Here is a 25,921-nt window from a genome sequence, read left to right as displayed (position 1 = left end):
CACCTCAGGTCATCCATAATTTGGAATATTTGAGGTGGTCTTCTTATATCATCGCGATACTGGATAAATTGTAGTCTATTGGTCCTAATTCTAAACATTTCCAGAAATTGTGTGGACGAAATATTAAAATTATTGTAGAGTAAAGTCAAACGCCAACTGAATAGTTCATTCACTAGGGGTGCCCTTGTTAAGGGCTGAGATCAAAGTAGAACTTTGAGACTCTTTGAACCTGAACTGGTTTAAACCAGCGGAGGAAAGTGACGAAGATAGGCTTTAGACACGTAACGTGTATTCTATAAGTAATGCCACTTTCCTCCGGGAGAGTGGCATTTTTTGTGCTCAAAAATAAAGGAAGTGTTGGAGTTGCAACTAATAACCGTAACCGATGGAAAAATGGGAGATATTCAACTGTTATCTACGATTCTGCTTATCTCACCATATGTAGATGGAATCATTCTGAGAGAAAAACAAAGAGCGCTGCCAGACTACCTCTCTCTCGTGAATCGTTTGATAGAGAGTGGGCTTCCAAAAGAAAAGCTGTATGTTCATAGGCATTATTCTTTCATGAAAGACACAGGGATTCGAAACCTTCACTTGCCGGAAAAAGGCTATTCGCTCAGAGAAGTTAGGAGTAATTTTCCACATGAAACTGTCGGGGTTTCCGTTCATTCTCTGGAGTCTGCTCATCAAGCTGAGAAGGAAGGGGCTGATTACGTAATATTTGGACATATCTATTCCACCAATAGTAAAAAAGGTGTGGCTCCACGAGGACTGGAACTGCTTCAAAGGATGACTTCTTCACTTAGAATTCCTGTCATAGCGATTGGGGGCATTCATAGCCACCAGATGAAAGAGTTAGCGGAGGCCGGCGCATCAGGTGCAGCAGTGATGTCAGGTATCTTCGGTGAAAAAGACCCACTTCAAGCTGTGAAAAAATATAAAAAGGAGGCTTTTATTTATGATCGATCACGTTGATACTCTCATCATCGGGGGAGGAATTATTGGTCATTCGATATCCTATTATTTGAATAAAAGTGGCGTATCAACATTAGTCGTTGAAAAGTCATCCAGTGGAAGTAAAGCGACAAGAGCTGCGGCGGGTATGCTCGGTGTTCATACGGAAAATAAAAAGGCAAGTGAATTTCATAAACTTTGCGAGTCAAGTCGGAATTTATATAAGGAATTATCGAAAGAGCTGCGAAACCTCACATCAATTGATATTGGTCTTTCTGAATATGGAATGCTAGAAATTGCTGTTGACTCAGAACATGAAAAAGAACTAGCTGCAAAAAAGGAAGAATTCCCTGACTTAGAGTGGATAACGGCCAATGAAGTAAAGGATCGTATTCCCTCTCTTATCAATAGTCGCGGGGCACTGTTAATGAGAGAAGATGGTCATGTTGAGCCTGCTAAAAGTTGTGAGGCGTTCAAGAGAGCTGCTTTTTTCTATGGAGGTAGATTAATAGAAAACAATACTGTACTTGGGATAGAAAAGGTGAAGGAAGGTTATCAAGTACAGCTGGAAACAGGAACTCTTATAGCTGAGAGAATAGTTGTGGCTTCAGGAGCTGACAGCGGACGCTGGTTTGAATCGACTGGGCTCGAAAATCCGATGGTCCCTACGAAAGGAGAATGTTTTTCTTTGTTTCCTGCCAGGCAGTATTTCAAAGAAACATTGTTCTTCCGTAATTTTTACCTTGTGCCTAAACTGGATGGTCGTTACCTCATAGGAGCCACTTCGATTTCCGGAGACAGTAGCACCACAACAACCGGCGGTGGATTAGCCAGCTTAATGAATGAAGTATTTTCTGTTCTCCCTGATCTTCAAAATGAACCTTTTCTAGGATGCTGGTCAGGCATCAGACCTGGTTCCGTAGATGGCTCGCCGATCATAGGTGAACATCCGAATCTTCCAGGTTTCTATTTTGCTACAGGGCATTACCGCAATGGAATCTTGCTTGCTCCAGTAACTGGACAGATGCTCAGAGATTTAATAGTAGAAAACGAAGTTCCCTACCCTAGTAAAGAAATGCTATCGCCTGAGCGATTTGCAACTCATGAAAGGAGGATCACGTTATGAACGTTATTGTAAATGGAAGAACGGTAGATTTGTCCGAGAACGAAACGTCAGTCGCCGATTTGCTTGAGCGTTTTAACATTAGAAAAAGGTTTTCCATTGTCGAGCACAACCGGGAGGTCTTAAAAAAAGACAGCTATGAGAACACAAGGCTTGCGGATGGAGACAAGGTAGAAATTGTTCATTTTGTAGGAGGAGGATAATCCATGTTAAAAATTGCAGATAAAGAATTTCATTCACGTTTGATGTTAGGGACGGGAAAATACCCAAGCTTCGATATCCAAAGGGATGCAGTGAAAGCATCAGAAACAGAGATTTTGACGTTTGCTGTAAGACGAATGGACCTTTCAAATGCTGATGAGCCAAGCATGCTTGAAAACCTTGATTTTGAGAACTATTCCTTGCTTCCCAATACGGCAGGAGCAAAAACGGCAGATGAGGCAGTGCGGATAGCAAGACTAGCTCAAGCCTCCGATATTTGTGACATGATTAAGGTTGAAGTCATTGGATGCGATCAAACCTTACTCCCAGATCCATTCGAAACAATGAAAGCCTGCGAACAACTTTTAGAAGAAGGGTTTACTGTATTAGCTTATACGTCGGATGATGTCGTGTTAGCAAAACGTTTGGAGGAGAAAGGGGTCCACGCAGTCATGCCAGGAGCTTCCCCTATAGGGTCTGGGCAGGGAATCATTAATCCTTCCAATTTAAAACTGATCATCGAACAATCAGACATCCCTGTCATAGTTGACGCTGGAATAGGATCTCCAAAGGATGCGATTTTGGCTATGGAACTTGGCGCAGACGGTATTCTGCTTAATACTGCAGTAGCAGGGGCTAAGGATCCCGTGAAAATGGCCGAAGCGATGAAGCTTGCCGTTCAAGCCGGACGTCTTGGCTTCGAAGCAGGAAGAATACCGATGAAGGAATATGCGGTGAAAAGCAGTCCTGAGAGCGGAATGGTCGACTAATGCCAGACCGTTATTCACGCCAGGAACTTTTTACTCCAATTGGAAAAGAGGGGCAAGCGCTTCTTTCTACCAAACATGTGCTTATCGTTGGTGCTGGAGCTTTGGGAAGTGCAAATGCAGAAATGCTGGCTAGAGCAGGTATTGGAAAAATCACCATCATCGACCGTGACTATATTGAATGGAGTAACTTGAGCCGCCAGCACCTCTATACAGAGGAAGATGCCATGGAAGTCCTTTCAAAAGCTAAAGCGGCAGAATATCATTTAAAAAAGATCAATTCTGAGATTGATGTTAACGGAATCGCAGAGGAATTCACACCTGAAAATGCTGAAGCGTTAGTCAAATCTGCAGACATCGTTGTGGATGGGACAGATAATTTTTCTACACGGTTTATCATCAACGATGCTGCTGCCAAAAATGGGGTCCCGTGGGTGTATGGAGGTTGCGTCCAGAGCCATGGAGTGGCACTCCCCATAAGACCTGGTAAGACTCCCTGTTTAGAGTGTCTGATTGAACATCTGCCTCATGAAGGAGAAACATGCGATACGGTTGGAATCATTGGTCCTGCAGTACAGCTTGCTGCCTCATACCAAACGACAGAGTGCTTAAAGCATCTGACGGGGCATGAAATGGCAACAGACCTGGTTTATTTTGACGTCTGGAAAGGGGACCATTCGTCCATCAACGTAACGAAGTTGTTAAATCTTCAGTGCCCGTCATGCTCTGTAAATGCCACATTCCCTTATTTGCAAAAAGAAAAAGGCATGAAGACGGCTGTGCTTTGTGGAAGGGACACTGTGCAAGTTAGACCAGTGGGAGGGATAAGTTCCCTTTCACAATTGCGCAAGCGGATTGCTTCTGTAACGAGTAAAGTGAAAGAGAATCAAGAGCTGCTTATCTTTGAAATTGAAGGGATCAGGTTCGTCGTTTTCAAGGATGGAAGAACCTTAATTCATGGAATTAATGATGCTGATGAGGCTAAAAAACTTTATGAACGTTATGTAGGAGCTTAACAATTTTCCAGAAGCTGTATCAATTACTATTCTCACCTCAAAATGATAGGATAAAATCATTAACAGAAAAGAGGTGGCTATCTTGAAAAAGATTAAGTTAGGAAACAGTGAATTAGAAGTTGGTGAAATTTCCTTAGGCTGTATGCGGATTAACCAACTCAGCAAAAAAGATGCAGCTGAAGTTATTGAAAATGCTTTGGATTGCGGCGTTGATTTGTTCGACCACGCCGACATTTATGGCGGCGGTGAGTCAGAAGAAGTATTCGCTGATGCGATCGGGATGAACGATGACGTGCGAGAGAAAATGAAACTGCAGACCAAATGCGGAATTCGTAAAGGGTTCTTTGATTTCTCCAAAGATCATATTTTAGAGTCCGTCGAAGGCAGCCTACGCCGATTAAAAACGGATTACGTAGATACTCTTCTGCTGCACCGACCCGATGCCCTGATGGAGCCGGAAGAAGTAGCAGAAGCATTTACGGAGTTAAAAGAAAGTGGGAAGGTTCGTTATTTTGGTGTAAGTAACCAGAACCCGATGCAAATGGAATTGTTAAGCAAATATCTTAAAGATGATTTGATCATTAATCAGCTGCAATTGAGTCTCGTACATACGCCGATGATTGATGCTGGGTTCAATGTAAATATGCAAAATGATCCTGCCATTGTGCGTGACAGTAACGTGATTGAATATTGCCGCTTGAATGATATTTCCATCCAGGCCTGGTCTCCGTTCCAGCACGGCATGATCGAAGGTCCGTTCATTGGAAATGAAGCGTTCCCTGAAGTGAATGCCAAACTGCAAGAACTAGCAGAGAAAAAAGGTGTGACGGATTCCGCGGTTGCTACTGCATGGATATTACGTCATCCTGCGAATATTCAGCCGGTGGTCGGCACCATGAACAAGGGACGTTTGCAAGATATTGTAAAAGCGTCTGACATCGAGCTATCTAGACAAGAATGGTATGAGCTCTATCGTACAGCGGGTAATGATTTGCCATAATGTAAAAGGCTTAATTAACAATTGTATATGAGAACTTCACTAGGGGAGTCATGACTTGACTGAGAGAAGCGCAGAGCTTTGACCCTTATAACCTGATCTAGATCATACTAGCGTAGGGAAGTGAAGCGAGTTATTGGTTATAGTTTCGTATAATCATAGATTTTCAAATCTCAAGCTCGCTCCTTCCTTAAGGAGCGGGCTTTTTTGTTGGAATTAGTGATGATTAGGTTACAACAAGTTAAACACAAGAATTCCGTTCTTCCAATAAAGCCTCCTATTCCGGAAGACTAAGTTTCAAGATTACTATTCACTTTGGTGAGATTGTTTCCGTTTTCTAGTACCAGGAAAGGTGTTCGGGGAAATGGCTCGCTTTCCGCGGGGATGACGGCAAGCTTCCTCGGTTTGCCAACCTGTGGGGTCTTGCCAGCCATACCATTCCCGCAGGAGTCTCACCATTTCCCCTCTCAACTTGCTATTTTTGGGCGGCAAGGAAACGTATGCAAAAGTAGAAACAGTCCTTTTAATACAGATCATTAACTATGTAAATATATTCGTTTATCCTTCCAGAATAGGATATAAATGGGTTTCAAAGTGCTTTCTTCATAGAAATTCAATTAGCCTCACTCTAATACTGAAACTAGGTGGGTTTGAGGGATTAATTACAGTTGGGATGGCTGGAAAATGACGAGACTCCCGTGGGAGAAGGATCTAGTCGAGACCCCATAGAGAGCGTAGCGAACTAGTAGGCTCGGCAGTTCCACCACAGGAAAGCGAGTTATTTTTCAGCCATTCCTAACCCTATTACAAATACAAACCCACGATATCTCGGAATCTAATCTTCCAGAATAATACTGCTATATAGAATGGGACAAATTCATACAGGTATACATTTTAAGTAGATTAATAAGAAAGGATGAAGCGTCATGTTTACAGATCGACTTTATGAAAAGGCCAAACCTATTTGGGAGGCTTATCTTGACCACCCTTTTGTTAAAGAGATAGGCGAAGGCAGTTTAGAGCTAGATAAATTCAAGTTTTTCATAGAACAAGACTATTTATATTTAATTGACTACGCCCGTGTATTTGCTTTAGGAAGTGTGAAAGCAACGAATCTAGAAACGATGAAAATCTTTGCTGATTTACTGCACTCTACTTTAAATGAGGAAATGGAACTTCATCGCACTTATGCGAAGAAACTAGGAATCAGCCGGGCAAAGTTAGAAAACATAGACCCTACCGCCACAACACTAGCCTATACAAGCTATATGCTAAACAAGGCTCATCAAGGTTCAGAAGCAGAAGTTGTCGCCTGTGTGCTTGCCTGTACATGGAGCTACAATTTCATAGGACTGGCTTTGAATCAAAAAGAGGGAGCAAGTGAACATGAACTCTACGGGGACTGGATTACTATGTACGCCTCTGATGAGTTCACAAAGCTTGCTGAAGATATGAGAAACCTGATGAACCGTCTTGCAGATGATAAGCCGGAATATGAGAAAGCACACTTAGAAGAGATATTTATGCAGACGAGTAAACTGGAATATCTTTTTTGGGAGATGGCCGATAAGAAGAAAATGTGGCTGGAGAAATCCAATCTACTAAACGGTTGAAACTATCTATAGAAAAAGGAGACTTAAACCAATGGAAAAAGGATTGAAGTTAACAGATATTTTAGTAACCATCATCATCGCATTGATATTTGGAGTGATTTATAAACTTTGGGGGCCATTGTATGGATTGATTTCTACATTAGGGCTACACGTGGAGCAGCTGATTTATGGCATGTGGTTCATGGCAGCAATCGTAGCTTACCTCATTATCCGGAAGCCTGGAGTGGCTTTATTGGCAGAAGTAGCAGCTGCCCAGGGTGAATTTATTTTTGGCGGTGAATGGGGAGTAGCCACACTGATTTTTGGTTTAGGACAGGGTCTTGCTGCTGAACTCATTTTTGCTGCTTTCAGGTATAAGCGATTTGATATGCTCACTGCGTCTTTAGCAGGGGTAGCTTCTGCGTTAGCTTCTATTGGAATTGACTATTTTTATGGATACATTGCTGATTTGGCAATTTGGAATCTGATTATCATGTTTGGAGCTAGATTAATAGGAGCCGTTTTAATATCCGGCATCTTTGCTTACCTCATTGTTCAAGCGTTAGAGAGAACTGGCGTCACGAGTCTTGTACGTCCAGCTTCTAAAGAAGATTATAAAGCGTTAGGCTAACAGGAGGAATTCTTATGACAACGGTAACTGGTATGAACAATATGCGTTTGAAATTCCCAGGAGTGGAATCCTTGTTGTTCAAGGATTTCTCCCTTTCTATTAACAAGGGAGAAAAGGTCTTGCTCATAGGACCATCTGGTTCAGGAAAGTCAACGCTTTTGCAAGTCTTATCAGGGCTCATACCTAAGGTAGTGGATGTACCGATGAAAGCAGATCATCTAACATCTCCCGATTCCTGGGGATTCTTATTCCAAGACCCTGATTCACAATTTTGTATGCCTTATGTTGATGAGGAAATTGCGTTTGTCCTTGAAAATCTTCAGATACCGCGAGAAAAAATGGAGGATTATATTAGACATTATTTGAGTCAAGTTGGCTTAGAATTTGAAGACATTCATACAAGAATCCAAACGTTATCCGGGGGAATGAAGCAGCGATTAGCTATTGCATCAGTACTTGCATTAGAGCCTGAGATTTTATTCTTGGATGAACCGACAGCAATGCTCGACCCGGAAGGAACCAAGCAGGTATGGGAGACCATCAAAAACGTAGGTCAAAATAAAACAATCGTAATTGTTGAACACAAAATTGAAAAAGTTGCTGACTTTGTTGATCGGGTCATCCTTCTGGGTGAGAACGGAGAAGTTATAGCTGATGGATCAAAGGAGATCTTTGACCACCATAAAGGCGTACTTAAGGAACAGGGAATATGGTATCCCGGTGTGTGGGAGGATTATATACAACAAAAACCTAGAGCTTTCCATCAAAAAAAAATAAATGACAATACAGCTGCTATCCATTTATCTGGATTTTCTGCTTATCGAGGTAATGCTGAAACACTCAGGGTTAATGAGGCAAAAGCCAAGCAAGGGGAATGGATCACCGTGCTTGGTGAGAACGGGGCAGGAAAAAGCACACTTTTACTCGCCTTGATGAATTTGATTAAAACAAAGGGTACCTACCGTGTCCTTGGGCATAATCACAAAAAGATTAATAATTTCACTGACTATGCTGCCTTTGTATTTCAAAACCCAGAATTACAATTCGTTACGAATTCTGTATGTGAGGAAGCAGCTTTCAGCCTTCAATTAGAGAAATGGGAGAAGAAAAAAATTTCAGATAGCGTGAACGAGCTCCTGGGAGTTTATCATTTGGATAAACATAAACAAACCCATCCTTATCAGTTATCTATGGGACAGAAGAGAAGGTTGAGCGTAGCTTCGTCGATTGTTAGAGAACAACCGATCATCCTGTTGGATGAACCTACTTTTGGACAGGATGCGAAAAACACATTTGCGATTTTAGAGCATCTTGAAGATTTGAGAGCACAAGGAAATACGATCATTATGGTAACGCATGACTTAAATATTGTTGAACATTTTGCGGGTAAAGTCTGGCTAGTTGAGAATGGTGGACTCACTAAAGAGATGCCTTCGTCTGAATATATAAATAGCGTACAACCTGCTAATTCCATAGGGGAGGCAAGCTTACGCTATGGACATATATTATAAAGAAACTTGGCTTCACAAAATCAATCCAAGTGTTAAATTACTGATCATTATTTTGCTTTTCTTTCATCTATTGATGATTCATAACCCAAACTTTCTGCTCAATTATTTGGTCGGGATTCTCATTCTTTATCTATTTTTTACTGGTCAGCCATGGAAGCGGCTATTCTATATATCCATCCCATTCCTTTTGATCTTTCTCACTTCATCCACCTCGATGATTTTCTTTGGGAAAGGAGAGATCACCTGGATTAAATGGGGATTGGTGCACATTACTGAAGAGAGTTTCTTCCGAGGGTTACATTTAGGTTTTCGAGGCATTATTTTTGCGATCTTAGGAGTAGTGTTTGCGCTGACTACTAGACCGGTGTATTTATTTTATTCCTTGATGCAGCAGGTAAAGGTGAAACCGAAGTATGCATATAGCTTTATGGCTGCGATCAGGCTGATTCCATTGATAATTGAAGAGATGCAGACCCTTCATTACGCTTTGAAGGTTCGGGGAGTTCAGAGTGAAAAAGGAATTAGAGGTTTTTACCATAAACTAAAATCTTATTCGATCCCTCTTCTTTCCCAAAGTATAAGAAGAGCTTATCGGATTGCAGTGGCTATGGAAGCAAAATGTTTTTCTAATCATACCAAGCGGACGTTCTACTACAAGATAGGGTTTTCTAAGTTTGATCTCATCTTTCTGCTTTATTTAGCCGTTATCATTTCAACAGCTTATTTTACATCTGTTCATTATCCATATTTCTCAATCATTGATGTTCGTTATGAAGGCTAATTGAGTGCTGTGTAGCTTTTATGATAGTCCAAGCTACCTTTAGGGAACGCATTAAAAATTTCTATATAATACGGTAAAAAATTCTCATTTTGATCATTCAATTAGATCTTATGAAGGAATCTGTCTTCTTTAGTCGAAGGAAACATAATAAAGAAGGTAATTTCTGTAAAAGGAAGAGTTGATTAGGATTTGAAAAGAAAAGAGAAAGGAGAGGCCATTGAAGATGATCCCATACTCTGTTTTTCGTATGCCTAAAACGATTAATTACGGACCACATGCCTTTAAAAAAGTTGGTGAAGAAGCAGCAAGTAAGGGGAAGAAAGCTCTTATCATAAGCGATAAGGTGATGGAAAGTCTGGGTTATGTAGAAGAAGGTGTTGAGTATCTAAAAAATGAACAGGTGGACTGCGAGGTTTACCTGGGAGTTGAGTCAGAACCGACAGATATTTACGTAGAAGAAGCGTTAAATTTATTTAAGGCGAATCATTGTGACGTAGTCATTTCGCTTGGAGGCGGAAGCTGCATTGATACGGCAAAAGCGGTGGCTGTTTTAGCAACCAATAGAGGATATATTGGAGATTATATGGGTGGAAGAAAAGTGGCTGATCAACCACCTATTCCGCACATTGCGATTCCAACCACAGCGGGTACAGGTTCTGAGGCGACAGATGTCACCATCATCACAAACACCTCCAATGAGGTGAAAATGATGATTAAGCAACCCGCCTTTTTGCCTGAAACTGCTATTGTCGATCCAATCTTGAGTCTGACGTCACCTAAGCATGTCACTGCGGCCACGGGTATTGATGCGCTAAGTCATGCCATAGAGGCTTATATTTCCAATCAGGCTCACCCTATGACGGATTTAATTGCTTTATCTTCTATGGAGCTGATTGTAAATAACATAGAGGAATCTTATGAAGACGGGGATGATGTCAAGGCGAGAGAGGCGATGGCACTTGGGGCTTTACAAGGGGGGATTGCTTTTTCCAACTCATCTGTTTGTTTAGTCCATGGGATGTCACGACCAATCGGAGCATTATTTCACGTCCCTCATGGTTTTTCAAATGCTATGCTATTGCCCGCTGTATTAGAGTTTAGTAAAGAATCATGCACAGAACGGTTGGCTGACTTGGGAAGAATTTTTTCTGAAGAAGCGAAAGAGTATTCGGATGAAGAAGCGGCTGATTTAGCTGTTACATCTGTAAAAGAATTGTGTTTGAAACTTGAGATTCCTAATCTAAGTACATGGGGAATTGATAAACAAGCATTTGAAAGCGTTATCAGTAAAATGGCAGGTGATGCTCTAGAGAGTGGCAGTCCTGCCAACAACCCGAGGGTGCCTACTCAATTAGAAATCGAATCTCTCTATAGAGATTGCTATAACTATGATTTCTCATTAGAACGGAAAGTGAGATAAGACGATAGAATTTTTAATAGAAATGAGGAGGAACAACTATGACACAAACGACAGTTAAGACGATACAAAATTATATTGATGGGAAATGGGTAGACGCTGAGACAGACAAGACCGAAGCCGTTTACAATCCTGCCTCGGGTGAAGTGATTGCGAATGTACCGATATCAACAGAGGAGGATGTCGATCGTGCGGTAAAAGCAGCCAGTAAAGCCTTTGAATATTGGAAAGAAGTCCCAGTACCAAAACGAGCACGTATTTTATTCAAGTATCAACAGCTGCTCGTTGACCATTGGGATGAGCTTGCAGAAATCGTTACGATTGAGAATGGGAAAAGCTTTAAAGAGGCCCAGGGTGAAGTGCAGCGAGGGATTGAAAATGTAGAGTTTGCCGCAGGAGCCCCAACATTAATGATGGGGGATCAGCTCCCTTCGATAGCAGACGGTCTAGAATCCGGCGTGTATCGTTACCCCATTGGAGTGGTCGGTGGAATAACTCCTTTTAATTTTCCAATGATGGTTCCAGCCTGGATGTTCCCGATGGCAATCGTGACCGGTAATACCTTTGTATTAAAGCCATCTGAGCGGACACCGTTACTTGCTAACCGTTTGGCCGAACTTTTTGAAGAAGCTGGTTTACCTAAAGGTGTGTTTAACATCGTTCATGGAGCTCATGAGGTCGTCAACGGGTTATTGGATCATAAAGCTGTAGCTGCTATTTCTTTTGTAGGATCTCAACCGGTGGCGAAATATGTGTACCAACGTGGAACAGAGAATTTAAAGCGGGTTCAGGCCTTAGCAGGAGCGAAAAATCACTCTATTGTGTTAGAAGATGCGAACATGGATAATGCTGCGACTCAAATTCTTAATGCCGCATTCGGTTCAGCCGGGGAACGGTGCATGGCTGCTTCTGTGGTGGCCGTTGAAGACTCCGTAGCTGATTCATTTATTGAACTGCTCGCTCAAAAAGCAAATGAGATCAAAATAGGAAACGGATTGGATGAAGGAGTTTTTCTAGGTCCCGTTATTCGTGAGAACCATAAAGAACGTACACTACAATATATAGAATTAGGTGAAAAGGAAGGGGCCACTCTTGTTCGGGATGGACGTCATGATAAAGAAGCGCAGAGGGAAGGGTATTTTGTGGGTCCGACGATATTTGATAATGTAACAAAAGAAATGAAGATTTGGCAGGATGAAATATTTGCACCGGTTTTATCGATCAGTCGAGTCAAGAATCTAAATGAAGCGATTGAACTAACGAATCAGTCCCGGTTCGCTAATGGGGCATGTCTGTTTACAAAAGACGGAGGAAATGTAAGACAATTCCGTGAAACAATTGATGCGGGGATGCTTGGTGTTAATATTGGAGTGCCCGCCCCGATGGCTTTCTTCCCATTTTCAGGGTGGAAAGATTCGTTTTATGGAGATCTCCACGCCAACGGAAAAGATGGGCTCGAGTTTTATACTCGGAAAAAGGTTTTAACTACGCGTTGGGTTTAATCAATAACTTGTTTTCACTTAGAATTGGCTACCCCTCCGTTGAATACTTAAGTTGAAGAACCCCTTGTAAGAAACAATGTTTTCGTTATACCTTATCTGGTAATAACACATATATGAAATTAAAATGAGGAGGTTTTAAGTATGGCTACAAAAGTGACCCCTAATGAAGTAAAAGAACGAAGAGATCAAGCTGAAACGGAAATAATTGACGTCAGAACCCAGGATGAAGTGGAAGAGGGAATGATTCCGAACGCTCACCATATCCCTTTAGACCAAGTAGAAGAAAAGGTAGATCAGCTCGACAAAGATACCGAATATATTACGGTATGTGGTTCTGGGAAGCGCGCAGATAAAGCAGCTGATTTGTTAAACGATCGAGGTTATCAGGCGAAGACAATGGAAGGCGGAATGCAGGCATGGGACGGCAAAGTCACAAAATAAGATCTATCCGTCTTTAGCTCCCAATAAGCAAGAGAGCTGATTCAAAACAATCAGCTCTCTTTTTATGTCCTATAACCCTTGCAGGAGCATACTGTTTTGTTCACGTACCTGATCATAGGAATCCAACAAGTCTTCAGGAACCAACGTTCTTCCGTAGTCCCACGCATTTGTCTCGATTTCAGCTTGCAGCGCTGCTACTTCGTCATCCTCTCCATACATAAGTGTCCTTAGATCGTGTCTATGTTTCTTGAATGTTAAATAGTAGCCGATTTCATGATAAGTAATGATTTTGACCAAGTTTTCCTCGGTTTCTTTAATTTTTATTTTACCCATATAACCGTTCACTTGAAGATAATTAAAGCTGATCGTATTTGTCGATACATTATAACTCATTGGGGCTTTCAAATTGTTATTAATTTCATAGTTAATATCTAATTTGTTCTCTTGCAATATACTATCTATAATCTTCTCTATATTCCATATATACAACATTTTATCCATCACAATCCTTTCAAGTAGCGCTTTCATTCAGTATAATTTAAAGGTTTCCATAATTAAACACAAATAAATAGGATTATACAAAATTTCACTAGATAACTAGAAAATACTAATAGAAGAAGCGATGGCTATACACAGCTACCGCTTCTTCTCTACTTTATAATCATTGTTTAGTGAGCTTCTCCATTTCCAAAAATTCACAACAGAGGTTGAGGAGGTCGCTTTGCTCTGGTCCATGGCAGACCATGTGTTTAGATTGAGGTAAAAAATGAAGGTTTTTTTCTTTTGATTGGATGGACTCATAGATAAACTTTGCGCTCTTAGGAGGCAGCAACCCATCTTTTCCGCCCTGGACAATCAGTGTAGGAGTTTGGACTTTTTCAAAATAAGGACGAAACTCATCTACCAGCTTCTGAAATTGAATAGAAGCACTCATAGGAGCAGATCCCATACGTCTGATATACCGCTGGAAAAGGTCATTTTCCGTTAAATCTCCGCGCACTCCATCTTTAATCATATTCCAAATATCCTCTGCAATCTGGGAAACATCGATATAATGAGCTGATGTACTTAAAAGAATAAGTTTATCTACTTTGTGTCTTGTTGAAAGATAGGCAGCAATCACACCACCCATAGAGTAACCGATCAAATAAATAGTGTCACAACTCTCTTTTAATTCCTTTAAATCCTCTTCAGCCCTGTTCACCCATTCCGTGTACTCTCGTTCTTTTAATGTGTCGCTTTCACCATGACCAGGGAGGACAGGAATTTTCAAAATCCAGTCGGTATGTTTTTTTATTTCTTCATAAAGAGGTTCCAGCTCGTAAGGTGCTCCGCCAAATCCATGAATGAACAAACAGCCTATCGTCAATGCGATCACTTCCTTAAAGTAGTACTTTTATAGTAGTACCCTTTAATGTCTTTTTCTAAAATAAATACAATAACAAAAAAGAACTCCCACTCTTCATTCAATTGGTAAGAGTGGAAGTTCTTTTAATGTTAGGCAGACTTATTTTCTGTTCTATCATAACCTTTCTCAAGTGCCCGTTTATCCGCATTCAGCGCCTTAAATAAGGAGAACACCATTAAGAGCATGATAAACGAGAACGGAAAGGCAGCAGAAATTAGCGCATTTTGCAAAGCTGTTAGACCACCTGTATAAAGAAGCACAGCAGCAATTGTGGATTGGGAAATCCCCCAGGCGAACTTCACGGCTTTAGGCGGATTCAGTGATCCGTTTGTCGTCTGCATTCCGAGTACGAAAGTTGCTGAATCAGCTGATGTAATAAAGAATGTTCCGACAAGCATCATCGCTACGATTGACAAAAAGACACTCATAGGGAACTGATCGAAAACACCAAATAAAGCCTGTTCATCTGGAAGGCTTGCGATGTCCGCACCGTTTTGCTGTGTTTTAATCCCAGTGGCGCCAAAGGCTGTCATCCATAGGAAACTGACAACAGATGGGACAAGAAGAACGCCGGATAAAAACTCGCGGATAGAACGTCCTTTCGATACGCGTGCGATGAAGATCCCTACAAATGGTGCCCAGGCAATCCACCATGCCCAGAAAAATACCGTCCAGTCCATGATCCATTGCTTTTCTTCTGCATCATTTGGGTTCATGCGTAAACTTTCTGTTGGCAGTGTTTGGATATACGACCCCAATGTATCTGTGAATGTATTCGCGATATAAACAGTAGGACCAATAGCCAGCATCGTGAAAAATAGAATGGCTGCTAGTCCCATATTAGCGTTACTTAAGTATTTAATTCCTTTACTAAGTCCTGTGTAGGCGGACAGCATAAATAAGGCAGTCACCACCACAATGATTAACAGCTGGACCCAGAATTGTTTCTCTATTCCTAGTAGATAAGTAAAGCCTCCGTTAATCTGAGCGGCACCAAACCCTAGTGTTGTCGCAACACCGACAATGGTTGCGAAGACAGCAATAACATCAATAGCTTTTCCCCAGCCGCCTTTCATCTTGTCACCAAAAATCGGTTCTAAGGTGGCGCTGATTAAACCAGGCTTTCCGTGCCTGAATTTAAAATAGGCAAGCACTAAAGCGACAATTGCATAAATGGCCCATGCGTGAACGCCGTAATGGAAAAAGGTAATCCGCATTGAATCACGGATGGCTTCCGTTGTTCCTGGTTCAGCAAGGGGAGGGGTTTTTATAAAGTGGGAAACAGGTGAGGCAGCACCATAAAAGACAAGTCCAATTCCCATACCTGCGCTAAAGAGCATCGCAAACCATGTAGAATAACTGTAATCTGGTTTGTCATCAGGCTTACCTAGTTTAATCTTTCCGTAAGGGCTGAATATTAAATACACACACACAATGACAAACAACGTGACAATTAATAGATAATACCAGCCGAAATGAACGGATATGTAGCTCTTCACATTTCCCGAAATGCTTTCGAAGCTTTTTGGAGCAAGCGCACCCCAAAATGATGCAGCTAATGTAATGGCTAACGTAATCCAGAATACCGAAGTGACTTTCTTCATTTCACTCTCCTTTCCGTGAATTCCATCAAAATGACAAAATTCACTGATGTTCTACATCTATTCCTATACCCATAGGATGGGTGCCTAAACAAAAGGTTTCGAAAATAGCTGCAGGAATGAGACTGTCTGGCAAAAGACAGTCTCTTTTTTGTGTGTAAAAAGTCTTACCATGAAATCCGGTGAAATATTGCCCCGAGCGCATATAGGCAGTTTTTATTAATTCATAAACTTTTTACAAAATAGTTCAAACGATCTAAACCCTTTATGTGATAAGGGTTATAAGAGTCACTCTTGTAAAAAGCAGAGAATATGCGCTTATAGCGGCCTTTACCAAAGCAATTGCCCTAAAAATTACCATTCACTTCTGTTTTTCAAGACTTTGCTTCATAAACCGTTGTTAAGCGGCTTTGACTAAATGGGAAAGCTTTATTAATGTCTAAATGTGCACTTGCCAGAAATTTCAGAAAAAACTTGAGGTGATTTTATCCAAACGACGACCAAAAATGTGAACTATCAATTTTCCAAACCAGAAAAATCGGATGGGGCATCGGCTTATGAGCTTATTGAGAATATTCCTATCCTCGACTTGAATTCCTCCTACAGCTACTTGCTGTGGTGTGAATATTTCAATGAAACCTCAGTAGTAGTGAAAGATGGAGAGGATACGGTTGGGTTTATATCCGGTTTTATTAACCCATCTTCACCGGATACTTTGTTCATCTGGCAGGTAGCTGTCGCTAAATCAGAGAGAGGCCAAGGTCTGGCGACAAAAATGATTGATCATATATTGAAGCGTCGCTTCTGTCGTGACGTGAAGTATATTGAAGCTACTGTTTCACCTTCCAATATTCCTTCGCAAAAGCTTTTTAAAGGGTACGCAAACAGTAAAGATGTCCCTTGTGACATTAGTGTGTGTTTCAGCGAAGACGATTTTCCAGGTGATGAGAACGATCATGAACAAGAGAATACATTCAGAATCGGACCACTCAAATAATAGGAGGACCTAATCTAAATGACTAACCAAATGGACATGAGCGTATTTGAAAATCTTGAATCAGCTGTACGCAGTTACAGCCGCAGCTTTCCAACCATTTTTGAAAAAGCGAAAGGATCTCAACTATGGGATGGAGAAGGAAACACCTATATCGATTTCTTTGCAGGGGCAGGAGCTTTAAACTATGGCCATAACGATGATGCCATGCAAGAGAAATTGATTGATTATATAAAAAGTGACGGACTGTTACACAGCCTCGATATGGCAACCCCCGCCCGTGCTGAGTTTTTACAAAAGTTCAATGATGTGATTCTAAAACCGAGAAACATGGATTATAAAGTGATGTTTCCAGGTCCAACTGGTACGAATACCGTTGAGAGTGCGCTTAAAATCGCAAGGAAAGTAACAGGCCGCGAGAAAGTGATCACCTTTACGAACGCTTTTCATGGAATGACGATCGGGGCACTTTCTGTAACGGGTAATTCGTTTAAGCGACATGGCGCAGGTATTCCGCTTACTTATAGCATTGCTATGCCTTTTGATGACTATATGGACGGTTATGATTCCCTCGAATATCTTGAGAAAATGATTCAGGATGGCGGAAGCGGAATTGATTTGCCGGCAGCTGTCATCCTTGAAACGGTTCAGGGAGAAGGAGGAATCAATGCGGCAAGCTTCGAATGGCTGAAAAGAGTGGAGGAGTTGTGCCGTCGTCTTGACATTATGCTGATTGTTGATGATGTTCAGGCTGGATGTGGCCGTACAGGTACGTTCTTCAGCTTCGAAAAAGCCGGTATTTCCCCTGACGTGATTTGTATGTCCAAATCCATTAGTGGAAGCGGTCTGCCAATGGCGATCACATTGATCAAGCCCGAATACGACCAATGGGGACCAGGTGAACACAATGGTACGTTCCGTGGAAACAATCTGGCATTCGCTACAGCAGCAGAAGCTTTGAATCACTGGAAAACGGATGAATTCAGCGGAGCGATTGAGCAGAAAAGTGAACTTTTCCAAAAGCGTTTGAACCAGTTTGTCGAGGAATATCCTGAACTAGAAGCAGAAGTGCGCGGTCGTGGGTTGATGCTCGGCATCGCTAGCAAGAAAGAAGGATTAGCCGGACAAATTGCAGAAGCGGCCTTTGAAAGAGGACTTATTATTGAAACTTCTGGTCCAGATGATGAAGTTCTGAAGATGCTTCCGCCTTTGATTATTGAAGAAGAAGCTATTGTAAAAGGACTGGATATCATTGAAGAAAGTATAAAATCTGTACTAGGCAAGGAGGAAGCAAAAGTATGAATGTAATTAAATTAGAAGATTTAATCAACACTGAACGCGAAGTAAAAGATGACAATTGGAAGAGTAGAAGATTTCTATTAAAAGATGACAATGTAGGCTTCAGCCTTCACGATACTGTCCTTTATGCAGGGACAGAGACGTATATTTGGTATAAAAACCATATCGAGGCCGTTTATTGCATCGAGGGAGAAGCAGAAATTGAAACGGTTGAGGATGGCAAGAAGTATCAAATCAAACCAGGAACAATGTACTGCCTTGACGGCCATGAAAAGCACTACCTGCGTGCGAAGACAGATTTCCGCGTTGTGTGTGTATTCAACCCGGCTCTCGTAGGGGATGAGATCCACGACGAAGATGGTGTCTATAAGCTGCCAGAGGAATCAAAATAAAATTAGAAGTAGAGCGCTTGGAGAAAAAACTTCCAAGCGCTTTTTTTAGGTTGTAGAACTTTATTTTCTATTTATTACCACCTCAGGTCATCCATAATATGGATGACCTGAGGTGGTATTTTTTGGTTCTTTATTCAAAAAGATTAATAAACTTTCGAGGGGTTTTGACAATTCTCGCATATATTCAATACCGCAAAAGCCTATACTGATAAGATTTGGTCGTTAATTGATAGAAAAATTTTAGTGCGATAACGTGTTTGAACTTTAAATGATATTCTTGAGGGAAAATTTAGATAATTCTAAAATAAATGGTGGTGACATGAGATTTCCTATAAATGGATGATAGGAGGAGGAACACTTTATGGTTAAACCACGTCCGCAAATCGATCAGATTGCGATGTATTCTCCGGGGAAACCGGTGGAAGAACTGAAACGCGAAAAAGGACTATCAAAAATCGTAAAAATGGCTTCTAACGAGAATCCTTTTGGTTATTCTCCACTCGCAGCAGAAGCAATACGTACGGAAATGAAAGAAATTCCGTTATATCCAGAGGTTACTTCACCACTGCTTGCTGAAAAATTAGCGAATAAACTTGGGGTAGTTGCTAATCAAGTAGTATTTGGAAATGGTTCAGATGAAATTATTCGATTACTAACGAGAACGTACATAAACGAGGGTGATGAGGTCGTAATGGCAGGAGTGACATTTCCTCGCTACAAAACAAACGTCATCATCGAAGGCGGTGTTCCCGTTGAGGCTAAGATGCAGGATGGCGGTGTTCATGATTTAGAAGCGATGGCCGAGGCCATTAATGAGAAAACGAAGATGGTGTTTGTCTGCAACCCAAACAACCCGACTGGAACGATTGTAGAGAAAGAACGCTTAAAGGCTTTTATTAAAAAAATCCCTTCCCACATCATGCTTGTCATGGATGAAGCTTATTATGAATATGCGGATTCCTCTCAATACTTAGAAACCCTCCCATTACTAGATCAATACAACAACATGGTCATTTTAAGGACTTTTTCAAAAGTCTACGGTCTTGCCGCTTTAAGAGTCGGTTACGGACTTATGGCCCCTGAAATGGTGAACGAACTACATAAAGTGAAAGAGCCATTCAATGTGAATCGCCTGGCGCAAGCCGCCGCCTCAGCTTCTTTGGATGATGATGAGTTTCTCTATGAAAGCATCCGCTTAAACAAAGAGGGGCGCGAGTTTTTAACAAAACAATTTGAAGCTATGAACCTATCTTACTTTCCTACACAAACCAACTTCATTATGGTCGATGTCGGTGCTCCTGCCGAAGAGGTTTATGAATATCTATTAAATCTTGGAGTGATTATCAGGCCAGGTCACTTGATGGGGTATCTAACGATGATCCGTGTGACGATCGGTGAGCAAAAAGATAACCAATACTTTATCGATTGCCTAGAAGCCTATTTGGAAGAATACCGAAAAAGTGAAAAAGGGGTGTTAAAACGATGAACATGCTTGAGAAGTTTCCATTAACGCAATACATCAGCGAAGAGGGAGAGCTTGTAAATCCTGAGGTAAAAGAAATGCTGACGCACGATGTGCTCAAAGTTTTTTATGAAAAAATGTTGAGAGCTCGAATGATGGATAAAAAGTGTGTAAACCTTCAACGGCAGGGCAGAATCGGAACTTATGTGCCATATGAAGGCCAGGAAGCGGCGCAAGTAGGCAGTGCTTTAGCGGTTGAAGAAGGCGACTGGATGTTCCCGACCTACCGCGATCACGCAGCAACGATGACGTTCGGCCATTCGCTTCGCAACCTACTATTATATTGGGTGGGCCGTATTGAAGGCGGCATTCCGCCAGAAGGGAAAAATATCTTCCCGCCAGCGGTTCCGATCGCCTCTCAATTGCTTCACGCTACAGGCGTGGCATGGGCAGAGAAAAAGAAAAATACAGACAGGGTTTCCCTTGTGTACTTCGGTGATGGAGCGACATCAGAGGGGGATTTCCATGAAGGGCTTAATTTTGCAAGCGTTTTCAAAGCCCCTGTCGTCTTCTTTAACCAGAATAATGGCTATGCCATCAGCGTTCCGATGGAAAAGCAGATGAACTCAAAAACGATTGCTCAGAAAGGATTGGGATATGAGATTCCGAGTATCCGAATCGATGGAAATGATATCGTGGCTGTCTATATGGAGACGAAAAAGGCGGTCGATCGAGCACGTAACGGTGAGGGGCCGACACTGATAGAAGCAGTCACGTGGAGATACGGGGCACACACGACAGCGGATGATCCTTCGAAATACCGTGATCAATCCGAGAGCGATCACAAAAGGATAACTACTGATCCTTTGTTAAGGCTTGAGAAGTATATGAAAAATGAACGCCTCTGGGATGAAGAGTGGTTAACGACCACTGAGGAGAACATCACGAATGAAATCAATACCGCCTTAGCTGAAATGAAAGATTATCCTGAGGCAAATATTGATGATGTGTTTGATAACGTATTTGAAAAACCGACTTGGACGCTGGAGGAGCAGCGTGAGCAACATAGGTCATTAAAGAGGGGGCAAATGTCATGACGACTGCTGTTCAAGTGAAAAAATTAACGATGGTTCAGGCTGTCACGGATGCGATGAGAACAATGCTAGAAGAAGATGAATCTGTCCTCGTTCTTGGGGAAGATGTAGGGAAAAACGGCGGTGTTTTCCGGGCCACAGAAGGACTGTTAGAACAATTTGGAGAAGAGCGTGTCATCGATACACCGCTTGCTGAGTCAGGTATTATCGGAACATCAATCGGTCTAGCGGTTAACGGCTTTCGTCCAATTGCTGAGATGCAGTTTTTAGGTTTTATCTATCCTGCCTTCAATCAGCTAATGACTCATGCAACAAGGATGCGGCAGCGTTCGATGGGGCGCTACACCGTGCCAATGGTAATTCGAGCGCCTTATGGGGCAGGAGTAAAAGCACCGGAAATCCATTCGGATAGTGTAGAAGCTTTATTTACGCAAATTCCAGGGTTGAAAGTTGTGATTCCATCCAACGCTTATGATGCAAAAGGACTGCTGATTGCAAGTATAGAGGATCCGGATCCTGTGCTTTTTCTAGAGCCGATGAGAAGCTATCGTTCGTCTCGTACAGAGGTCCCTGAAGAAAGGTATTCAATCGAGCTTGGCAAAGCTTCCTATGTGAAGAAAGGAAATGACGTTACAGTGCTGACATGGGGCGCTATGGTGCCAGACACAATGAAAGCCGTCGAACAATTTGAAAAAAATCAGAACGCTACGTGTGATGTCATCGACTTAAGAACGCTTTACCCACTAGATAAAGAGACGATCCAGGAGTCTGTAGAGAAGACAGGTCGTGTCGTCATTGTGCATGAAGCGCCTGCGACGGGTGGGGTGAATGCAGAAATCATTTCTGTCATTAATGATACAGCCTTTTTCTTCTTGAAAGCTCCAATCCAAAAAGTCACTGGCTTCGACACGCCAGTGCCTGTCTATTCTCTTGAAAAAGAGTACTTGCCAAGCAGTGAAAAAATCATTTATGCCATCAATACGGCATTATCGTACTAGGAGGTTTTGACCATGGATGTGAAATTGCATGATATCGGGGAAGGAATGCATGAAGCGGAGATCCTTTATTATTTTGTGAAAAAAGGGGAGTTCGTCAAAAATGACGCTCCTCTTGTTGAGGTTCAGACTGATAAAATGACGGCCGAACTGACTGCCCCAGCGGATGGGGTCATTGATGAGATTAAGTTTGACGTCGGCGATGTGATAGAAGTGGGGACGACCATTTTAACGATGAAGACAGAACAAAAGCAGCCATCAGAGAAGCGAGTCCCTGCTGGCCATACTTCTGGTGCTCATCCAGAGCCGGCCCAAAGCTCTGGACCAAGAACATTTAACCTGGAGCTTCCGCCTACTCGTGTGAAGGCCTCTCCTCATACACGGAGGATAGCGAGGGAACAGGGCATCCAGATCGAGGATGTGAGAGGTACTGGAAAAGGCGGGCGTATCCTGGATGAAGATATTTATGCTTATGTCGATGCCAAGTCCCAGCCCCAGCCTGCTCCAGAAAGAGAAAAGGTTGCGATAGATGAGCCGAAACTCGAACCAGCAAGACAACAGCAAACCATCCCGTTCAGAGGACGCCGAAAACAAATTGCTAAGAAAATGATCCAATCGCTTTATACCGCTCCGCATGTCACTCATTTTGACGAAGTGGATATGACAGAGGTATTAAAGGTGAAAGACCAGCTGAAGCGGGGAACAGATCGACGTCCTGGAATTCAGGTATCTGTGGCCGCCTTTTTTATAAAAGCTCTCCAGCTGTCATTGAAAGAATTCCCGATCTTCAACTCAAAATTAGATGAGGAAAAAGGAGAAATCCTTCTAGAGTCGTCTTATAATATCGGACTGGCTACAGGGACAGAGGAAGGCTTAATCGTTCCTGTCCTGAAAAATGTTGAGAATCTATCATTAGTAGAAATCCATAATCAAATGAAGGCCCTAACGAAGAAGGCCATAGATAATCAGCTTTCTGGACAAGATTTGCGAGGCGGAACCTTTACGATTAGTAACGTTGGTCCGATGGGCAGTACCGGCGCAACACCAATTTTAAACTATCCAGAAACGGGCTTGATGGCTTTTCATAAAACGAAGCAAACGCCTGTTGTCATTGATGACGAAATCGTTATTAGACAGATGATGAATGTAACGCTGACCTTTGATCATCGAGTGGCAGATGGTTCGCAGTCCGTGGCATTTACGAACCGCTTCATCGACTATATTGAAAATCCTTATGTGATGTTAGTAGAGTTGATTTAAAAAGATCCGATCGCAGTGGGCGTGAAAGCTCAAACCCTCACGCTCCACTGGTTTCAGAAATGATGTTGGTCAAAAAGGAACGAGCACGATAGAAATTTTTCAATTAATCTAGAGAGGGGAATTACATGGATAAAAGAATGCCTTCGTTTCTCATGTCGAGTCTCATTATTCTTATTATCATTGCCATCCTTGGTGTCAGCATCTTAGTCTACGGAACAGCGCCTCACATTCCAATCGTCACTGCCGCGATCATCGTTACCCTGTATGGACTAAAACTGGGTTATCGGTGGAAAGAGTTAGAAAAAGCTATGACAAGAGGAGTCTCGTACGGTGTTCCGGCCATCATTATTTTGAGCTTGATCGGAATTACTGTAGGCGTCTGGGTATTGAATGGAACTGTTCAAACCATTACATACTACGGTCTGCAAGTATTATCTCCCTCCATCTTTTTAGTCAGTGCGGTGATTATTACAGCCGTAGTAGCAACGATGACAGGAAGCTCCTGGAGTGCCATCAGTACGATCGGGATTGCATTGATGGGTGTGGCCTATGGGATGTCGATTTCTCCAGCTGTAACCGCCGGGGCTATTGTGAGCGGTGCATTGTTTGGAGATAAATTGTCCCCTTTATCTGATACGACAAACTTGGCTGCAGCAACAGCTAAAGTCGATATCTTTCAGCATATCCGCCATATGCTTTGGACAACAATTCCAAGCTTAATTCTTACTCTAGGGATTTTTGCCGCAATTGGTTTCTTTTCTAGTCGAGGTGCGGCTGATGTAGGAAAAGTAGAATCGATGATGACGACATTGAATAATGAATTTATGCTGACACCAGTTACGCTAATATCCCCTCTACTAATCATTATTTTGGCCTTTAGAAAAGTCAGTCCAATACCGTCCTTAATTATCGGTTTGGTGGCAGCAGTTTTGACTACCTTCTATACAGTTCCAGGGGTTTCGTTAGGTACGATTATGAACACGGCACACTTCGGATACACAGCGGATACAGGAGTAGAAGCGATTGACAACTTATTGTCTCTCGGTGGATTAGATAGTATGCTATTTGGTGTATCGTTAATTTTGATAGCGCTTTCATTCGGGGGTATTATACGGGAGATTGGCTTAGCTCATGCCATTATTGCAGGGTTGAAGAGATTTTTACGAAGCCGTGGCAACGTCATTACCTCAACGGTTCTGTCTTGTTTAGGCATCAATGTCGTTGTAGGGGAACAGTATTTGTCCATCATCCTTCCAGGGCAAATGCTTGAGGAGAGTTATGAACAGACGAACCTTCATCCGAAGAATATGTCCCGGACCCTTGAAGATGCGGGAACTCTCATTCACCCATTAATTCCATGGGGAGTGACGGGGGCATTTATTATGACAACGTTAAACGTCGGAATCGGTTATATTCCATTCTCGTTTATCTGTTTTATTTCTCCAATTATCGCCATCATTTATGGATATACCGGATTTACGTTAACTCCATTAGCCACAGAAGATGTAGTAGAATTTGAAGAACAGAGGGCTTCTTCAGGAACAGGGAGTCACTAATACAAAAAGAAAAGGAAGATCATCGTGGAAGTTTTTGGACCACAAACGATAACATTTGAAAAAAGAGAGCGGTCGTTTTATTACAGTGCACCTGAAAAAATCGAGCAGTCACTTCCAGTTGTTTTTTGTTTCCACGGTGCCGGCAGCAGCGCAAGGCATCATATGAAAATTACAGGATTTCACAAGCTTGCGGAAGAGCATCAGATTATGACTGTCTTTCCAGATGCGGTCCATTTTGATCCTTCAGACCGGATGACAAAGCAATGGAATGAAGGCAGAGAAAAAAATACTGCCTATCAGCATAAGATCAATGACGTGGGGTTTGTATTGGAACTAATTGATTGGTTGAAACAAAGGTATCCAGTGGACGAAAGGAAGATTGTTGCCACGGGGTTCTCCAACGGTTCGGCCTTCAGTTTAAGACTTGGTCTTGAATGCCAGGATGTTTTTGCCGGAGTGGGAGGAGTTTCCGGCCCTATGGTAAAAGATTTGGCTGAGAATGTTCAATGGAACAACCCCATGCCGATGCTTTTCATAATGGGTACTGATGATAAGCTCGTTCCCTTTGACGGTCACTATGACTCTACATACATGATTGATCAGCTACTCTCAGCAGATGAAACAGTTGAATTTTTTGCAAAATCGTGGGGGGCTGATGTAACAAAACATCAGGAGCGGGTCAGTGTAGACGAAGAATTCTTCGTTATGAAAAACGTCTATCTTCGAAAAGAAGAAGAAAAGGTCGTGTTTTATTCGATTGAAGGTGGAGGACACACTTGGCCTGGAGGACCGTTGTCGCAAGCGTCTTCGTTAACAGGAAAGGTTTCCGCCCAGCTGGACGCGACAAAAATACTGTTTGACCATTTAATAAAATTTCAAAAGTGAAAAAGGAGCCATTTCGGCTCCTTTTTTTGCTGGATAACTAGG

General features: G+C 42.1%; 25 protein-coding genes and 2 riboswitches. Of the genes, 22 read left to right on the top strand and 3 right to left on the bottom strand.

Annotation, left to right across the window (positions count from 1 at the left end; translation table 11 throughout):
* Positions 1 to 164: 164 nt before the first annotated feature.
* Positions 165 to 273, top strand: a riboswitch (TPP riboswitch).
* A 90-nt stretch (positions 274 to 363) separates the two neighbouring features.
* From ACRYKC_RS17770 to ACRYKC_RS17710, 13 genes are all read left to right on the top strand, one after another.
* Positions 364 to 975, top strand: coding sequence for a thiamine phosphate synthase (locus ACRYKC_RS17770; protein WP_433808785.1), 612 nt, complete (start codon positions 364 to 366; stop codon positions 973 to 975).
* The gene (thiO, locus tag ACRYKC_RS17765) at positions 959 to 2,080 is read left to right on the top strand and encodes a glycine oxidase ThiO (RefSeq protein WP_433808783.1); all 1,122 of its coding nucleotides are present in this window, start codon (positions 959 to 961) and stop codon (positions 2,078 to 2,080) included. Before ACRYKC_RS17770 ends, thiO begins: the two co-directional genes overlap by 17 nt.
* Positions 2,077 to 2,280 carry a sulfur carrier protein ThiS gene (thiS, locus tag ACRYKC_RS17760; RefSeq protein ID WP_433808781.1) on the top strand — a complete coding sequence of 68 codons (204 nt, stop codon included), beginning with the start codon at positions 2,077 to 2,079 and terminating at the stop codon, positions 2,278 to 2,280. Before thiO ends, thiS begins: the two co-directional genes overlap by 4 nt.
* A gap of 3 nt (positions 2,281 to 2,283) precedes the next feature.
* Positions 2,284 to 3,048: a thiazole synthase gene (locus ACRYKC_RS17755; protein WP_433808779.1), complete on the top strand. Its 765-nt coding sequence runs from the start codon at positions 2,284 to 2,286 to the stop codon at positions 3,046 to 3,048.
* Positions 3,048 to 4,061: a ThiF family adenylyltransferase gene (locus ACRYKC_RS17750; protein WP_433808777.1), complete on the top strand. Its 1,014-nt coding sequence runs from the start codon at positions 3,048 to 3,050 to the stop codon at positions 4,059 to 4,061. Before ACRYKC_RS17755 ends, ACRYKC_RS17750 begins: the two co-directional genes overlap by 1 nt.
* Before the next feature lie 82 nt (positions 4,062 to 4,143).
* Positions 4,144 to 5,061, top strand: a complete 918-nt coding sequence (locus ACRYKC_RS17745) for an aldo/keto reductase (protein WP_433808775.1) — start codon at positions 4,144 to 4,146, stop codon at positions 5,059 to 5,061.
* 31 nt (positions 5,062 to 5,092) lie between these two features.
* Positions 5,093 to 5,197: riboswitch (TPP riboswitch) on the top strand.
* A 787-nt stretch (positions 5,198 to 5,984) separates the two neighbouring features.
* Positions 5,985 to 6,671: a thiaminase II gene (gene tenA / locus ACRYKC_RS17740; protein WP_433808773.1), complete on the top strand. Its 687-nt coding sequence runs from the start codon at positions 5,985 to 5,987 to the stop codon at positions 6,669 to 6,671.
* Between the two features lie 31 nt (positions 6,672 to 6,702).
* Complete coding sequence (locus ACRYKC_RS17735; RefSeq protein WP_433808771.1) at positions 6,703 to 7,281, top strand: ECF transporter S component; 579 nt, start codon at positions 6,703 to 6,705, stop codon at positions 7,279 to 7,281.
* A gap of 14 nt (positions 7,282 to 7,295) precedes the next feature.
* Complete coding sequence (locus ACRYKC_RS17730; RefSeq protein WP_433808769.1) at positions 7,296 to 8,792, top strand: ABC transporter ATP-binding protein; 1,497 nt, start codon at positions 7,296 to 7,298, stop codon at positions 8,790 to 8,792.
* On the top strand, positions 8,776 to 9,573 hold the full coding sequence (locus tag ACRYKC_RS17725; RefSeq protein WP_433808767.1) for an energy-coupling factor transporter transmembrane component T family protein: 798 nt from the start codon (positions 8,776 to 8,778) through the stop codon (positions 9,571 to 9,573). The genes ACRYKC_RS17730 and ACRYKC_RS17725 overlap by 17 nt, the downstream gene beginning before the upstream one ends.
* 223 nt (positions 9,574 to 9,796) lie before the next feature.
* The gene (locus ACRYKC_RS17720; RefSeq protein WP_433808972.1) at positions 9,797 to 10,993 is read left to right on the top strand and encodes an iron-containing alcohol dehydrogenase; all 1,197 of its coding nucleotides are present in this window, start codon (positions 9,797 to 9,799) and stop codon (positions 10,991 to 10,993) included.
* A 38-nt stretch (positions 10,994 to 11,031) separates the two neighbouring features.
* The gene (locus ACRYKC_RS17715) at positions 11,032 to 12,492 is read left to right on the top strand and encodes a CoA-acylating methylmalonate-semialdehyde dehydrogenase (protein WP_433808765.1); all 1,461 of its coding nucleotides are present in this window, start codon (positions 11,032 to 11,034) and stop codon (positions 12,490 to 12,492) included.
* Between the two features lie 141 nt (positions 12,493 to 12,633).
* Positions 12,634 to 12,933, top strand: coding sequence for a rhodanese-like domain-containing protein (locus tag ACRYKC_RS17710; RefSeq protein WP_433808763.1), 300 nt, complete (start codon positions 12,634 to 12,636; stop codon positions 12,931 to 12,933).
* A gap of 69 nt (positions 12,934 to 13,002) precedes the next feature.
* On the opposite strand, the gene ACRYKC_RS17705 is transcribed toward ACRYKC_RS17710, so the two are convergent.
* The 3 genes from ACRYKC_RS17705 to ACRYKC_RS17695 form a co-directional block, all read right to left on the bottom strand.
* Positions 13,003 to 13,434, bottom strand: a complete 432-nt coding sequence (locus ACRYKC_RS17705) for a hypothetical protein (RefSeq protein ID WP_433808761.1) — start codon at positions 13,432 to 13,434, stop codon at positions 13,003 to 13,005.
* Between the two features lie 160 nt (positions 13,435 to 13,594).
* Positions 13,595 to 14,302 (bottom strand): alpha/beta hydrolase, encoded by a 708-nt coding sequence (locus ACRYKC_RS17700; RefSeq protein WP_433808759.1) that lies wholly within the window; start codon positions 14,300 to 14,302, stop codon positions 13,595 to 13,597.
* A gap of 128 nt (positions 14,303 to 14,430) precedes the next feature.
* Positions 14,431 to 15,945: a glycine betaine uptake BCCT transporter gene (locus tag ACRYKC_RS17695; RefSeq protein ID WP_433808757.1), complete on the bottom strand. Its 1,515-nt coding sequence runs from the start codon at positions 15,943 to 15,945 to the stop codon at positions 14,431 to 14,433.
* A 505-nt stretch (positions 15,946 to 16,450) separates the two neighbouring features.
* Here ACRYKC_RS17695 and ectA point away from each other — a divergent pair.
* The 9 genes from ectA to ACRYKC_RS17650 all read left to right on the top strand — a co-directional run bounded on the left by ectA (position 16,451) and on the right by ACRYKC_RS17650 (position 25,879).
* Positions 16,451 to 16,939, top strand: coding sequence for a diaminobutyrate acetyltransferase (ectA, locus tag ACRYKC_RS17690; RefSeq protein WP_433808755.1), 489 nt, complete (start codon positions 16,451 to 16,453; stop codon positions 16,937 to 16,939).
* A gap of 18 nt (positions 16,940 to 16,957) precedes the next feature.
* Positions 16,958 to 18,238 (top strand): diaminobutyrate--2-oxoglutarate transaminase, encoded by a 1,281-nt coding sequence (ectB, locus tag ACRYKC_RS17685; protein ID WP_433808753.1) that lies wholly within the window; start codon positions 16,958 to 16,960, stop codon positions 18,236 to 18,238.
* A complete protein-coding gene (locus ACRYKC_RS17680) occupies positions 18,235 to 18,627 on the top strand; it encodes an ectoine synthase (RefSeq protein ID WP_433808751.1) in 393 nt (130 codons plus the stop codon). Before ectB ends, ACRYKC_RS17680 begins: the two co-directional genes overlap by 4 nt.
* Positions 18,628 to 18,988: 361 nt before the next feature.
* Positions 18,989 to 20,113: a histidinol-phosphate transaminase gene (gene hisC, locus ACRYKC_RS17675; protein WP_433808749.1), complete on the top strand. Its 1,125-nt coding sequence runs from the start codon at positions 18,989 to 18,991 to the stop codon at positions 20,111 to 20,113.
* Positions 20,114 to 20,115: 2 nt separating this feature from the next.
* Positions 20,116 to 21,186, top strand: coding sequence for a pyruvate dehydrogenase (acetyl-transferring) E1 component subunit alpha (gene pdhA, locus ACRYKC_RS17670; protein ID WP_433808747.1), 1,071 nt, complete (start codon positions 20,116 to 20,118; stop codon positions 21,184 to 21,186).
* Entirely contained in the window at positions 21,183 to 22,181 is a 999-nt protein-coding gene (locus tag ACRYKC_RS17665; RefSeq protein ID WP_433808745.1) for an alpha-ketoacid dehydrogenase subunit beta, read from the top strand. Before pdhA ends, ACRYKC_RS17665 begins: the two co-directional genes overlap by 4 nt.
* A gap of 12 nt (positions 22,182 to 22,193) precedes the next feature.
* The gene (locus ACRYKC_RS17660; protein WP_433808743.1) at positions 22,194 to 23,438 is read left to right on the top strand and encodes a dihydrolipoamide acetyltransferase family protein; all 1,245 of its coding nucleotides are present in this window, start codon (positions 22,194 to 22,196) and stop codon (positions 23,436 to 23,438) included.
* Positions 23,439 to 23,563: 125 nt separating this feature from the next.
* Positions 23,564 to 24,994, top strand: a complete 1,431-nt coding sequence (gene nhaC / locus ACRYKC_RS17655) for a Na+/H+ antiporter NhaC (protein ID WP_433808741.1) — start codon at positions 23,564 to 23,566, stop codon at positions 24,992 to 24,994.
* A gap of 24 nt (positions 24,995 to 25,018) precedes the next feature.
* Positions 25,019 to 25,879, top strand: a complete 861-nt coding sequence (locus tag ACRYKC_RS17650; protein ID WP_433808739.1) for a CE1 family esterase — start codon at positions 25,019 to 25,021, stop codon at positions 25,877 to 25,879.
* Positions 25,880 to 25,921: the final 42 nt, after the last annotated feature.

This window comes from Halobacillus sp. A1-3, assembly GCF_050971765.1.
In the GTDB taxonomy this organism is placed as follows: domain Bacteria; phylum Bacillota; class Bacilli; order Bacillales; family Halobacillaceae; genus Halobacillus; species Halobacillus mangrovi_B.
The sequence above is the reverse complement of the archived record's forward strand: the minus strand, read 5'-3'. Positions and strand labels throughout refer to the sequence as shown.

Coding starts and splice junctions, on each gene's coding strand:
- thiO (WP_433808783.1), top strand. CDS start 959: ATGATCGATCACGTTGATACTCTCATCATCGGGGGAGGAATTATTGGT.
- thiS (WP_433808781.1), top strand. CDS start 2,077: ATGAACGTTATTGTAAATGGAAGAACGGTAGATTTGTCCGAGAACGAA.
- ACRYKC_RS17755 (WP_433808779.1), top strand. CDS start 2,284: ATGTTAAAAATTGCAGATAAAGAATTTCATTCACGTTTGATGTTAGGG.
- ACRYKC_RS17750 (WP_433808777.1), top strand. CDS start 3,048: ATGCCAGACCGTTATTCACGCCAGGAACTTTTTACTCCAATTGGAAAA.
- tenA (WP_433808773.1), top strand. CDS start 5,985: ATGTTTACAGATCGACTTTATGAAAAGGCCAAACCTATTTGGGAGGCT.
- ACRYKC_RS17735 (WP_433808771.1), top strand. CDS start 6,703: ATGGAAAAAGGATTGAAGTTAACAGATATTTTAGTAACCATCATCATC.
- ACRYKC_RS17730 (WP_433808769.1), top strand. CDS start 7,296: ATGACAACGGTAACTGGTATGAACAATATGCGTTTGAAATTCCCAGGA.
- ACRYKC_RS17725 (WP_433808767.1), top strand. CDS start 8,776: ATGGACATATATTATAAAGAAACTTGGCTTCACAAAATCAATCCAAGT.
- ACRYKC_RS17720 (WP_433808972.1), top strand. CDS start 9,797: ATGATCCCATACTCTGTTTTTCGTATGCCTAAAACGATTAATTACGGA.
- ACRYKC_RS17715 (WP_433808765.1), top strand. CDS start 11,032: ATGACACAAACGACAGTTAAGACGATACAAAATTATATTGATGGGAAA.
- ACRYKC_RS17710 (WP_433808763.1), top strand. CDS start 12,634: ATGGCTACAAAAGTGACCCCTAATGAAGTAAAAGAACGAAGAGATCAA.
- ACRYKC_RS17705 (WP_433808761.1), bottom strand. CDS start 13,434: ATGGATAAAATGTTGTATATATGGAATATAGAGAAGATTATAGATAGT.
- ACRYKC_RS17695 (WP_433808757.1), bottom strand. CDS start 15,945: ATGAAGAAAGTCACTTCGGTATTCTGGATTACGTTAGCCATTACATTA.
- ectB (WP_433808753.1), top strand. CDS start 16,958: ATGACTAACCAAATGGACATGAGCGTATTTGAAAATCTTGAATCAGCT.
- ACRYKC_RS17680 (WP_433808751.1), top strand. CDS start 18,235: ATGAATGTAATTAAATTAGAAGATTTAATCAACACTGAACGCGAAGTA.
- hisC (WP_433808749.1), top strand. CDS start 18,989: ATGGTTAAACCACGTCCGCAAATCGATCAGATTGCGATGTATTCTCCG.
- pdhA (WP_433808747.1), top strand. CDS start 20,116: ATGCTTGAGAAGTTTCCATTAACGCAATACATCAGCGAAGAGGGAGAG.
- ACRYKC_RS17665 (WP_433808745.1), top strand. CDS start 21,183: ATGACGACTGCTGTTCAAGTGAAAAAATTAACGATGGTTCAGGCTGTC.
- ACRYKC_RS17660 (WP_433808743.1), top strand. CDS start 22,194: ATGGATGTGAAATTGCATGATATCGGGGAAGGAATGCATGAAGCGGAG.
- nhaC (WP_433808741.1), top strand. CDS start 23,564: ATGGATAAAAGAATGCCTTCGTTTCTCATGTCGAGTCTCATTATTCTT.